Origin of the sequence: Salinispora fenicalii (assembly GCF_000514815.1) — a bacterium.
GTDB classification, from domain to species: domain Bacteria; phylum Actinomycetota; class Actinomycetes; order Mycobacteriales; family Micromonosporaceae; genus Micromonospora; species Micromonospora fenicalii.
Genome location: NZ_AZWQ01000034.1, coordinates 1 through 12,239, shown reverse-complemented (window position 1 = coordinate 12,239; position 12,239 = coordinate 1). Strand labels below are relative to the sequence as shown.

The following is a 12,239-nucleotide window of genomic DNA, read 5'->3' as shown; positions in this document are numbered from 1 at the left end:
CGCGGGATGTGCCGGCCGTCAGCGCGTCGGGAGACGAGCCGGCGGTGTGGTTGGGAGAGGGAAGCCACCGCCACCGCCGTCGCCACCGCCATCGCCGTCGCCGTCGCCACCGCCGTCGCCATCGCCCGGCGTCTCGGTCGGCTCCGGTGTCGGGGGCTCGGTCGGCTCCTCCAGCACCGTTACCGTGATGGTCACCTTCGCGCCCTTCTTGAGGGGGGCGCCCGGGCGCGGGTTCTGGTTCGTCACCCGGCCTTCCTCGCCCGATGGCACCGGCTGACCGTCCCGGACGTCGACGTCGTAACCGGCGTTCTCGAGGGTCCGCGTGGCATCCTCGACGGAGGATTGCACCACGTTCGGCACGGTGCCGATGTTGCCGTTGGAGACGGTCAGCGTGACTGTCTCCCCCTCCGCCGCCTGAGTACCCACATCCGGCGTCACCTCCAGGACGGTGCCCTTCGCCTCCTTATGATCAACATATTCGCTATCCACCTCGAAGCCGAGGTTCTCCAGCTGCAACTTCGCGTTGTCGAAGTTAGTGCCGACCAGGGTGTTCGGTATCTCCACCGTCGCCGGCCCAGCGCAGATAAAGACCGTGACAACCGTTTTCGGATCCAGCCGTCGGCCCTGGATTGGATCCTGTTTGGCCACCTCTCCCTTGGTGCAGTCGTTGTCGCGGACCGCCTCGCCCCTGTTCGGTACCAGGTCCGCCCGCTCGATCGCCGCGAACGCGTCAGCCTGCTCCAGCCCGGTCACCTGCGGGACCGTGGCCTGCTCGGGTTCTGAGGGCTGAAGCAGGTTGACGGCCAACGCGACCACCGCGAGTACGGCGAGCGTGGCGAAGGCGGCGATCAGCCACGACGACGTCCGGCGCCGTCGTGGGCCGCCGACCCGGGCCGGAATCTGTTGGGTACGCGGACCGGGCGCGGCGGCCGGGTATCCGGCGCCGGCCGGGGCGAGTTGGGTGGTCTCTTCCTCCCGCAGGACCGGGGTCGCCATGACCGGCCGTCCGGCGGCAGCACGCAGCAGGTCCGCCCGCATCTCGCCGGCGCTCTGGTAGCGGTTGAGCGGGTTCTTCGACAGCGCCTTGAGGATGATCGCGTCGACGGCCGGGGGGACCTCCGGGTTGAGGTCGCTGGGCGTCGGTGGCGCCTCCCGCACATGCTGGTACGCGACGCTGACCGGGCTGTCCCCGACGAAGGGCGGATGCCCGCAGAGCAACTCGAAGAGCACACAGCCGGCGGCGTAGACATCCGAACGGGCATCCACCGACTCGCCGCGGGCCTGCTCGGGTGAGAGGTACTGGGCGGTGCCGATCACGGCGCTGGTCTGCGTCATCGTGGTCGCACCGCTGGCCAACGCCCGGGCGATCCCGAAGTCCATCACCTTGACCTGGCCGGTCTGGGTGAGCATGACGTTGCCGGGCTTGATGTCCCGGTGGATGATGCTGTGCCGGTGGCTGAACTCCAGCGCCGCGCACATGTCGGCGCAGATCTCCAGGGCCCGGCGCGGCTGGAGTCGTCCCTCGCCGCCCAGCACCTCCTTCAGCGTCCGCCCGCCGACGAACTCCATGACGATGAACGGCAGGGTCTCACCGGTCGGCGCCTGCTCCTCGCCGGTGTCGTAGACAGCGACAATGGCCGGGTGGTTGAGGGAGGCGGCGTTCTGCGCCTCCCGCCGGAACCGCATCTGGAAGGTGGCGTCCCGGGCCAGATCGGCCCGGAGCATCTTGATCGCAACGTCCCGACCCAATCGCAGGTCACGACCGCGATGCACCTCGGCCATGCCGCCGTAGCCGATGAGCTCGCCGACCTGGTAGCGGCCGCCGAGCAGGCGGGCCTGCGCTGTCATCGCGTCTGTCGTCCTTCGCTCGTCGTCGTCTCGTCGCCGCCCGTCGAGGGCAGTTGTGCTCGACGGTACGACGTTCGGTCTGAATCGTCGCGTCCGTCGAGCCGGAGTTCGTCGGAGGTTCCCGCCGGCTGCCCCGGTCGGCCGGCGGGCCCGGCAGACACCTCGTCCCAAAGGTAGGAAACCATGCCAAAGCAGCTCAGGACCAGAGCCGCCAGGAGGAGAACGAGGAATGCTCTCCCAAGTCGGGACCGGCGGGGCGGGGCTGGAATCGGGGGATGCCCGGGTCGCGCTGAGGCCAGCGGCACGGCGGCGACCGGGGACCGCCGGGCCTGCGGTTGTGGGGTCAGTGGAGAGGAAGGCTGCGGCACCACCGGCGAGCGGGAAGCCTGCGGTGGACGGGAACCGACCGGCGGAGGCACGCTGGCTCGACCTGGCGCCGATGCCGCCGGCACCGCTGACGCCACACTCGCCCGGCCCGGCGCCGCCGACACCACACTCGCCCGGCCCGGCACCGACCCAGCCGGCACCACACTCGCCCGGCCCGGCGTCGACCCAGCTGACACCGCACCGGCCCGACCCGGCGCCGGCGAAACCGGGCTGGCCTGTTCCGCCGCCCGGGCGGCCTGGGAGAGCTGGGACTTCAGTTGTCGGGCCACCCCGGCCAGCGCCGCCGCGCTCGGCCAGCGGTCCGCCGGGTCCTTCGCCATGGCCCGCTCGACTACCGCCCGCACCTGCGGTGGAATGTCGGCAGGCAACGCCCGAGGCGCATCCTGGACGTGCCGCAGGGCGATCTCGAGTGGGTTGTCGCCCTCAAACGGCCGCCGGCCGGAGAGACACTGGTAGGCGACCACACCGAGGGCATACACGTCCGAGGCAGGGGTGGCGACCGCGCCGGTGGCCTGCTCCGGCGAGATGTACGAGGCGGTGCCCAGCACCGAGCCGGCGGCGGTGAGCTGGGCCACCAGATCGGATCGGGCGATACCGAAGTCGGTGAGCACCAGGGTGCCGTTCGGCCGGACGAGGAGGTTGCCGGGCTTCACGTCTCGGTGCACGATGCCCTCCAGGTGAGCGGCGTGCAACGCGTCGGCGGCCTGGGCAACCAGGGCCATCGTCCGGGCGGAGGTGAGCCGGCCGACCCGGTTCAGGGTGGCCGAGAGCGCATCCCCCTCCACGTGCTCCATCACCAGGAAAGCGATCTGCTGGTCGCTGCCGAAGTCGTAAATGTCGACGACACCGGGATGGTTGATGGTCGCCATCGTGCGCGCCTCACCCCGGAACCGTTCGGCGAAGTCAGGATCGTCGAGCAGGGCCGGCAGGAGACTCTTTACGGCGACCACCCGGCCGAGCACCTCATCGGTGCCGCGCCAGACGTCGCCCATGCCGCCGCTGGCGATCCGCTCATCGAGACGGTAGCGGTTGCCGAGCTTCACCCCGGTACTGAGCATGTCAGCGGCTCCCCGGCGAGGCGATCGCCGCCCGCATGATCTGCCCGGCGATCCGGGCGGCCTCGGCGCTGCCGCCGTCACCGGCCTCCTCCAGCAGGACACAGACTGCGGAGACCGGGTTGCCGTCCTTGTCGAGCGCGAAGCCGATGAACCAGCCATGATCGGGAGTGTCCGGACCAGACTGCGCCGTGCCGGTCTTGCCGGCGACGGTGTAGCCGCTGATCCGGGCGTTGCGACCGGTGCCGTTCTGGACGACGCTCTCCATCATTTCCCGCAGGTCGGCGGCGACCTCGCCACTGACCGGCTGGCGCAACTCGTCGGGCTCGGCGGTGTAGTAGTTGGTGGTGCGATCAGCGCCGAGAATCTGACTGACCAGGTACGGCCGCATCTGGCTGCCCTCGTTGGCGACCGTGGCGGCGATCAGGGCGCCCTGGAGTGGGGTCATCCGAACATCACGCTGGCCGATGGAGGACTGGGCGAGGGCGGCCGGGTCGACGCTGCCGTCAGGGTTCGCGATGCCGCCGGTCCGACTGGCCGCGACCGGTTCGCCGTCCTCACCGAGCCGGCCCACGGTCAGGTCGTCCTGCTCGAAGCCGAACTGCTGGGCCTTCTCCTTGAGCGCGTCCGCGCCGAAGCGCACGCCGAGCTGGGCGAAGCCGGTGTTACACGACTCGGTCACCGCGTTCATCAGGGTGACCTCCGCCTCCGGGCAGATGGAGGGGGCCGCGTTTTCGATCGGTTCGCCAGAGGTCGGGGGAGTCCAGCTGGCCCCCGCGGGGATCTTCGTCTCCTTCGTGACCCCGTTCTCCAACGCGATGGCAGCCATCACGATCTTGAAGGTGGAGCCCGGTGGGAGCACCTCGCCGAGCGCCCGGTTCTTCAACGGGCCGTCCGGGTTCTGCTGCAGCTCGTTGTAGGCCGAGGTGGCCTCGTCCGGGTCGTGGCTAGCCAATGGGTTCGGGTCGAAGCTTGGCATGGAGACCAGCGCCTGCACCGCCCCGGTGCGGGGGTCGAGTGCGATGGCCGCACCCTTGGTGACTCCCCTACGGTTCTCCCGCAGCTGCTCGTACGCGACATCCTGCGCTTGTTTGGAGACGGTGAGCAGGACGTTCGCGCCGGCGGTCTCGTCGCCGGTGACCAGATCCCGCAGCCGGTCGCCGATGAGCTGGTCGCTGGTGCCGGCCAGGAATGCGTTCTCCGCCTCCTCGATGCCGGTGTCCGCCAGGTTGACCGGCTTGTAGCCGATCGCGTGGGCGTACTTCGCCCCACCCGGGTAGGTGCGCAGGTACTCCAGCTCCCCGTCGGTCTCCTTGCTCACCGCGAGCGCCGTACCGCCGGCCTCGATGTTGCCGCGCTTACGCTCGTATTCAGCGACCTGGACCCGGCCGTTGTAGTCGCTGTTGCGGTAGTCGTCGGCCTTGTAGGCCTGAATCCAGTTCAGGTTCGCGAAGAGAAGCCCGAACAGGACTATCACGACGAGACCCACCCGGCGCAGTGGTGCGTTCACGGTCTGATCACCTCCGTGGGGGCACCGTGTAGCTGCTCGGGCGGGCCGCCCGTCGGTCGGGTTGACGCAGGGCCCCCGCCGGTCACCGGCCGACGGGCGGCATCGGAGACCCGGAGCAGGATCGCGATCAGCAACCAGTTCGCCATCAGCGACGAACCGCCGGCGGAGAGGAACGGCGTGGTCTGGCCGGTGAGCGGAATCAGCCCGCTGATCCCGCCGACGATCACGAAGACCTGAAACCCAAGGGTGAACGCCAGGCCACCGGCGAACAGCTTGCCGAACGAATCGTGAACCGCCAGCGCAGCGCGCAATCCCCGCTCGACGATGAGCAGATAGACCACCAGCAGGGCGGAGAGACCAAAGAGACCGATCTCCTCGCCGAGGCCGGCGAAGATGAAGTCGTTCTGCACCTCGGGCAGCTTGAGCGGCTGGCCGGCGCCGGGCCCAGCGCCGAACATTCCGCCGCTACCAAGGGCGAGCAGCCCCTGCACTAGCTGGTAACCGTCGCTGTACGGGTCGGCGAACGGGTCCAGCCAGATATTGGCTCGCAGGTAGAAGTTGGCGAACGGACCACCGATCATGCCACCCAACACGTACGCCAGATAGGCGCCGCCGAAGAAGAGCACCAGGCCGATGAGGAGCCAGCTCACCCGTTCGGTGGCGATGTAGAGCGTCGCCACGAACATGCCGAAGTAGAGCAGGGAAGTGCCCAGGTCCTTCTCGAAGACCAGAACCAGGAGGCTGATCAGCCAGACCACCACGACCGGCCCGAGGTCCCGGCCCCGCGGAAAGTCGACACCGAGGAACCGGTGACTGGCCAGCGATAGGACCTCCCGCTTGCGGACCAGGTAGTACGCGAAGAAGGCGAGCAGCGCGAGCTTGGCGAACTCACCGGGCTGGATGGAGAAGCCACCGACCCGAATCCAAAGCTTCGCGCCGTTGACCTCGGAAATGCTCCGCGGTAGCACCGCCGGGATCATCACCAGCACGATGCCGGCGAGACCCAGGGTGTACGCGTACCGGGAGATCGAGCGGTGGTCGCGGACCACGGCGAGCAACCCGGCAGCGAGGGCGACCGAGAGCAACGTCCAGGCGAGTTGACGCCCGCCGGTACCGGCGAAGGTCGCCAGTTCGGCGCGCTCGGCCGGAGTGGTGCGGGCCAGGTCGAGCCGGTGCAGGAAGCCGACACCGAGACCGTTGAGGAGCGCGGCGGCCGGCAACAGGGCCGGGTCGGCGAAGGGCGCCAAGAACCGGATCGCCACGTGCAGGCTGAGGAAGACCGCGCTGAGCGCGGCGGCCGACACCCAAAAGCTCGGCGTGACCGTGTCGAGCACGCTGGCTTCGACCATCGCCCCGTACGCGGCCACCAACACCATGGCGAGCAGCAGCAGCGACAGTTCGGCGTTGCGCCGGGACCGGGCCAACCGCACGCCGCTCTGCCCGCCCGGGGTGGTGGGCGGGGATGTCGACGTGGCCGCTACGGTCACTGAACGTCCTGACAGGTCGAGCCGGCGCTCACTCGGGCGACCGGCAGGCGGCCGGGTCAACGGCCGGTGGGATGGCGGGCAAGGCGTCGGGCGAGGGGGTCGGTTCGGTTGGCAGGCCCGTTGCCGGCGTGCTCGGCGTGGCGGAGCTTGCCGGAGGCGCACTCGGCGCGGTAGCCGACGTCGGCGCTCCAAGCTCCGCTGTCGGGCTCGGCACTACTGACGGGCTCGGCACTACCGACGGGCTCGGACTGGGGCTGGGGGGACAGGTCGGCTTCAGGTTGGGGTTGGTCGGGGTATCAGCGGTCAGCTCGGCCAGCCGACGCTCCGCATCCGCTTCACTCTTGGCCGGAATGCCCTGCTTGACCCGCTCCTGCGCGGCGAGCGTGAGGTCGTCCAGCTCGACCGAGCTGGTTGAGTGCACGGCAGAGAGGTCAATGCCGGCGATCTGCCCCTCGATGCCACGGAACACCGCGACCTGGCCGCCCCCCGTGGCTCCGACGTAGTACTGCCGCTGGGTGAGGCTCCACCCGCCGTAGAGCGCTCCGCCCAGAAGGATGAGCAGGGCGAGGCTTACCGCCGCGAGACGGAGGGGCCGGCGACGACGGGGCTCTGGCTCGTCGTCGGCCCCGGCAGTCGGCTCATCCGGCGTCGCCGGTGGCGCCCCGGAGAGCGCCGAGGCACGGGCCGCAGGGGTGGAGTCGTCGGCGGAGGTCGCCATGCCCCGGTCCCGGGCAGCGGCGCCACCAACGATCGGGGTCGCCTCGACGATGTCCTGGTCCGTCGCGTCGGCGATGATCACGGTGATGTTGTCCGGTCCGCCACCGCGCAACGCGAGCTGGACCAACCGCTCCACGCACTGCTGCGGGTCCGCGTACTCCCGCATCGTCTCCACGATCGTCTCCGCGCTCACCACGCCCGAGAGACCGTCGCTACAGATCAGGTACCGGTCACCGGTGAGGACCTGGCGGACCGAGTACTCCGCGTCGATGTCCCGGCCGTCGAGAGCCCGGGTCAGCAGCGACCGCTGGGGGTGGCTGCTCGCCTCCTCGGCGCTGATCCGGCCCTCGTCGACAAGCATCTGGACGTACGTGTCGTCCTTGGTTATCTGGGCGAACTCGCCGGCCCGCAGCAGGTAGGCCCGGGAGTCGCCGATGTGCACCATGCCCAGCTTGCTGCCCGAGAAGAGGATCGCGGTGAGCGTCGTCCCCATTCCCTCCAGCTGCGGGTTGGCGTCAACCGTTTCACGTAGCTGCTGAGTGGCGTTGGTGACAGCCGAACGAAGCGCATCCACGAGGGCGTTGCCCGGGACATCCTCGTCCAGCGGCGCCATAGCGCCGATGACGATGTTGCTGGCGACGTCACCGGCGGCCATACCGCCCATGCCGTCGGCGACGGCGAGCAGCCGTGGCCCGGCATAGACGGAGTCCTGGTTACCGTCTCGGATCAGCCCGCGGTCGCTGTGGGCCGCATAGCGGAGGGTCAGAGTCATGGCCGTAATTCGAGTGAGGTGCGCCCGATGCGGATCGGCACGCCGAGGGGGACGGGGGTAGGTCCGGTGACCTTAGCGCGATCCAGGTAGGTGCCGTTAGTCGAACCGAGGTCCTCGACGAACCACTGCCCGTCGCGGGGTACGAGCCGGGCGTGTCGAGCGGAGGCGTAATCATCGGTGATCACGAGGGTGGAATCCTCGGCCCGGCCGATTGTGATCTGCGCTTCACCGAGAGTGATGCGGGTGCCGGCTAACTGGCCGGCGGTCACCACCAGCTGGCGAGCTGCCTTTCCCCGCTTCACCCGGGCCGGCTTGCCGCCCTGACCAAGGACGGCCCCGACTCCCCGGGGGGCCGCCACCAGTCGACCAGAGCGGGCACCCGCGAAGAGGTCCCGGCGAATCACCCCGACCACCGTGAAGACGAAAATCCACAACAGGATCAGGAACCCGAACCGGGCAACGGTGATGACGAGCTCCGGCAAGACGAATCAGCCGTCCACGCGGAAGGTCAGCGTCGTGGTGCCGAGCTGGACCATGTCGCCGGGGTTCAGGGCGACGGCGGAGACCCGCTGACCGTTGACCATCGTGCCGTTGGTCGATCCGAGATCGGTCAGCACGACTTGTCCACCGTCGAAATCCAGTCGGGCGTGTCGCCGCGAGATGCCGACATCGGGTAGGCGCAGGGTGGCCTGGTCACCGCGGCCGATCACGGTCGTGCCCAGCTGGAGCGGGTAGGTCCGCCCGTCGCCGGAGACCAGCCGCACGTTGTGGCCGCCGGCCTGACCGGGCGGCGGACCGTAGCCGCCCCCTTGGTCGTAGGCGGGGTAGGCCGGCGGGCCGGCGTCGTAGCCCGGCCCCGACACCGGGGCGACCTCACCGCCGGTGTACACCTCGGCGGTGACCCGGAACATACCGGTGTCGAGCCCCTCCCCCCGTTCGACCTCGACGATCACGTCGCCGTAGACCGTCCACGCCTGCTCGCCGATGAACTCCGCCTGCGACTGGGCCAGCTCCTGGGCCAGCGCGGCGGCGTACGGCGCCAGGCGACTGTGGTCGTATGGCGAGAGATCGATCACGTAGCGGTTGGGCACCAACGTGCGCCCACCGGCCAGGATCGCCTTGTGCGCCTCGGCCTCCCGCTGCATGGCGTTAAGGATCTCCACGGGGTGGACCACCCCTTTGAAGACCTTGGCGAAAGCCCCTTCGACCAGGCCTTCCAGACGCTTCTCGAAGCGTTGCAGCACGCTCACCGGCTCCTCCTCGGGTCCCGAGGACATGATGGTATCCGGCCGACGAGCGTGCAGCTCACACGCCGCTCGGCCGCGCTTGTCCCGGCCCGTTCGGCGGGCCGGCTCCGTCGTGCTAGTCTTTCGTCCGCCACAAACGGCGGCCGTCCTACGAGGGTAACCGTTGGTGGCAAGCGCGAGGAGCCACGTAGAATGTCTCGAGCCCGGGCCGCACAGCCGGGTAGCCGGGCATCAGGTGTCTCCGGTTGCAGCCACGGGGAAGTGGCGGAATGGCAGACGCGCACGGTTCAGGTCCGTGTGCCCGAAAGGGCGTGGGGGTTCAACTCCCCCCTTCCCCACCAGACGAGGGCTCCGCAGTAGCGGGGCCCTCGCGCCGTCTCGGGGCACGTCGTACGTCACGCTATGCTCCGATCGTTCTTGACTCCGACGGACAGGAGTGACGTGTGAGTGTCGCATTCGTGACCGGATCGGGCGGTCTGATTGGCTCCGAAGCGGTCCGGCATTTTGCCGGCCTCGGTCTCGATGTCGTCGGTATTGACAATGACATGCGGCAGGAGTTCTTCGGCGCGGAGGCCTCGACCGCCTGGAACGTCCGACGGCTCACCGAGGAGTTGGGCGCCGCCTACTCCCACCAGAACATCGATATCCGCGACCGGGACGCACTCACGAAGCTGTTCCGCCGGTACGGCCGCGACACCGCCGTGGTGATCCACACCGCCGCACAGCCGTCGCACGACTGGGCTGTCCGCGACCCGTTCACCGACTTCGACGTCAACGCCACCGGCACCCTCAACGTGCTACAGAACGTCCGCGAGCACTGCATTGAGGCGCCAGTCATCCACTGCTCCACCAACAAGGTCTACGGCGACCGGCCGAACAGCCTGCCCCTAGTCGAGTTGGCAACCCGGTGGGAGATCGAGCCCGGGCACCCGTATGAGCAGGGCATCCGGGAGGACATGTCGATCGACGCCTGCCTGCACTCGATCTTCGGCGCCTCCAAGGTGGCGGCGGACGTGATGGTGCAGGAGTACGGCCGCTACTTCGACATGCGGACGGCCTGCTTCCGAGGTGGCACCCTGACCGGGCCCGCGCACTCCGCCACCGAGCTGCACGGTTTCCTCGGGTACGTGATGCGGGCCAACATGGAGCGCCGGAAGTACAAGATCTTCGGATATCAGGGCAAGCAGGTCCGGGACGCGATCCACAGTTCGGATGTGGTCTCGGCGTTCGAGTCGTTCTTCCGTAACCCGCGCTCCGCCGCCGTCTACAACCTGGGTGGCGGGCGGCACTCCAACACCTCGATGCACGAGGCCTTCGCCCTGGCCCAGGAGATCACCGGGCAGGGGATGGACTCCGAGTACGTCGAGGCGAACCGAATCGGCGACCACAAGTGGTGGATCGGCTCGAACGAAGCCTTCCACGCCGACTACCCGGACTGGAAGCAGGTCTACGACGTGCCCATGATCATGCGTGAGATCTACGAGGCCAACGTCGACAAGTGGGTTCCGCAGTCATGACCCTCCGGGCCAAGCGGAACGTGCTCGGCGTCCTCGTTGATGTCACCGACTACGCCACCGCCACCGAGGCGGTGGTGACGGCGGCGCACGAGCGGCAGCCGCTGGCGCTGACCGCCCTGGCCGTTCACGGCGTGATGACCGGTGTGCTCGACCCCGCACACAATGCCCGATTGAACTCATTCGACGTGGTCACTCCAGATGGACAGCCGGTGCGCTGGGCGCTCAACGTGCTGCACCGTGCCGGGTTGACCGACCGGGTCTACGGCCCGACGCTCACCCTGCATGTGCTGTCCCGCTTCGCCGACGAGGGCCTTCCGGTCTACCTCTACGGCTCCACCGAGGAGACGCTCGCAACGCTGGTGCCAGCGCTGGAGCGCATGTTCCCCGCGCTGAAGCTCGCCGGGGTGGAGCCGTCCAAGTTCCGACCGGTGCAACCCGGTGAGGATGTCGAGATCGCCGACCGGATCAGGGACAGCGGGGCCCGGCTCGTCCTGGTCGGGCTGGGCTGCCCGCGGCAGGAGATTTTCACGTACGCCATGCGACCGTTGCTGGACATGCCGCTGATGGCGGTCGGCGCGGCCTTCGACTACCACGCGGGTCTGCTGCGGCAGCCGCCACCGTGGATGCAGCGGGTCGGCCTGGAGTGGCTTTGGCGACTCGGCCTGGAACCGAAGCGCCTCTGGCGCCGTTACGTGATCCTCAACCCGGCCTACCTGGCCCGGCTTGCCGCACAGAAGACCGGCCTGTGGAAGGCGGAGCCGCCGGAGCCCGCCACCGACCAGCCCACCAGCTTCGCGGTCTAAGGACGTCGCAGCACGGCACGGGGCCCCTCCCGGAGATTTCCGGAAAGGGGCCCCGCCCGGTGAAGCCAGATCAGACTGTCAGGGTCCCGGCGGAATCAGGGTAATCATGAGGTCGCCCCGCCAGGTGTGGGGATGTCCACCGTCACGGTCGAGGTGGCGGCGGGGGCGGGGTGCCACCGTCACCGACGTAGAGGAGCTTGTTCGGTGAGCCACTGCCCGGAGAGCCGATCGCACCGTCGGTGGCGTTGTCGACCAGCGCGTCCCGGATCTGCTGCGGGGTGTAGGACGGGTTGGCCGACAGGACCATCGCCGCGGCACCCGCGACGTGCGGCGATGCCATCGACGTGCCGCTGATNGTNNNNGTGCTGGTGTCACTGGTGATCCACGGCGCGGTGATCNACGANCCCGGCGCGAAGATGTCCAGGCAGGTCCCGATGTTAGAGAACCAGGACAGTCCGTCACTGCTGGTCGTTGAGCCGACGGTGATCGCGTCGGGGGTACGGGCTGGTGAGTAGTTGCAGGCGTTGGCGCTGCTGTTACCCGCCGCCAGCGCGTAGGTGACACCGGAGGCGATCGAATTACTCACCGCGTTGTCCAACGCACTGTTCGCACCGCCACCAAGGCTCATGTTCGCCACCGCCGGCTGAACCGCGTTCGCGGTCACCCAGTCGACACCAGCCACAACCCCAGCGAAAGTACCGNTNCCCGCGCAGTNCANCACCTTCACCGCTACCAGATTGGTCTCCTTGGCAACACCATGTGCCGTACCACCAACGGTGCCGGCCACGTGCGTACCGTGCCCATTACAGTCGGTGTCGTTGTTGTCGGCAGTGTTGGTGCCCCAGGAAGCCCTACCACCAAAGTCCTGGTGAGTGGTACGGATACCGGTGTCAAGG

10 protein-coding genes and 1 tRNA gene are annotated in these 12,239 nt (G+C 68.8%); 3 read left to right on the top strand and 8 right to left on the bottom strand.

Annotation, left to right across the window (positions count from 1 at the left end; all coding sequences use genetic code 11):
• Positions 1–18: 18 nt before the first annotated feature.
• From pknB to B116_RS0116685, 7 genes are read right to left on the bottom strand one after another with little or no spacing between them, the layout of a single operon-like run.
• Entirely contained in the window at positions 19–1,848 is a 1,830-nt protein-coding gene (pknB, locus tag B116_RS0116715) for a Stk1 family PASTA domain-containing Ser/Thr kinase (RefSeq protein ID WP_027660727.1), read from the bottom strand.
• Positions 1,845–3,293 (bottom strand): serine/threonine-protein kinase, encoded by a 1,449-nt coding sequence (locus B116_RS0116710; protein WP_027660726.1) that lies wholly within the window; start codon positions 3,291–3,293, stop codon positions 1,845–1,847. Before B116_RS0116710 ends, pknB begins: the two co-directional genes overlap by 4 nt.
• Before the next feature lies 1 nt (position 3,294).
• Entirely contained in the window at positions 3,295–4,800 is a 1,506-nt protein-coding gene (locus B116_RS0116705; RefSeq protein WP_018724302.1) for a peptidoglycan D,D-transpeptidase FtsI family protein, read from the bottom strand.
• A complete protein-coding gene (locus tag B116_RS0116700) occupies positions 4,797–6,287 on the bottom strand; it encodes an FtsW/RodA/SpoVE family cell cycle protein (protein WP_018724303.1) in 1,491 nt (496 codons plus the stop codon). The genes B116_RS0116705 and B116_RS0116700 overlap by 4 nt, the downstream gene beginning before the upstream one ends.
• A gap of 28 nt (positions 6,288–6,315) precedes the next feature.
• Complete coding sequence (locus B116_RS0116695; protein ID WP_018724304.1) at positions 6,316–7,776, bottom strand: protein phosphatase 2C domain-containing protein; 1,461 nt, start codon at positions 7,774–7,776, stop codon at positions 6,316–6,318.
• Entirely contained in the window at positions 7,773–8,258 is a 486-nt protein-coding gene (locus B116_RS0116690) for an FHA domain-containing protein FhaB/FipA (RefSeq protein ID WP_018724305.1), read from the bottom strand. The genes B116_RS0116695 and B116_RS0116690 overlap by 4 nt, the downstream gene beginning before the upstream one ends.
• 6 nt (positions 8,259–8,264) lie before the next feature.
• Complete coding sequence (locus tag B116_RS0116685; protein ID WP_018724306.1) at positions 8,265–9,053, bottom strand: FhaA domain-containing protein; 789 nt, start codon at positions 9,051–9,053, stop codon at positions 8,265–8,267.
• A gap of 225 nt (positions 9,054–9,278) precedes the next feature.
• On the opposite strand from B116_RS0116685, the gene B116_RS0116680 reads away from it, so the two are divergent.
• From B116_RS0116680 to B116_RS0116670, 3 genes are all read left to right on the top strand, one after another.
• Positions 9,279–9,364, top strand: a tRNA-Leu gene (locus B116_RS0116680).
• Between the two features lie 102 nt (positions 9,365–9,466).
• Complete coding sequence (locus B116_RS0116675) at positions 9,467–10,540, top strand: NAD-dependent epimerase/dehydratase family protein (protein ID WP_027660725.1); 1,074 nt, start codon at positions 9,467–9,469, stop codon at positions 10,538–10,540.
• Positions 10,537–11,343, top strand: coding sequence for a WecB/TagA/CpsF family glycosyltransferase (locus tag B116_RS0116670; protein ID WP_033665706.1), 807 nt, complete (start codon positions 10,537–10,539; stop codon positions 11,341–11,343). Before B116_RS0116675 ends, B116_RS0116670 begins: the two co-directional genes overlap by 4 nt.
• 142 nt (positions 11,344–11,485) lie before the next feature.
• On the opposite strand, the gene B116_RS25280 is transcribed toward B116_RS0116670, so the two are convergent.
• Positions 11,486–12,239 (bottom strand): S8 family peptidase (locus B116_RS25280; RefSeq protein ID WP_397540784.1); only part of this gene is annotated, 754 nt, incomplete at its 5' end.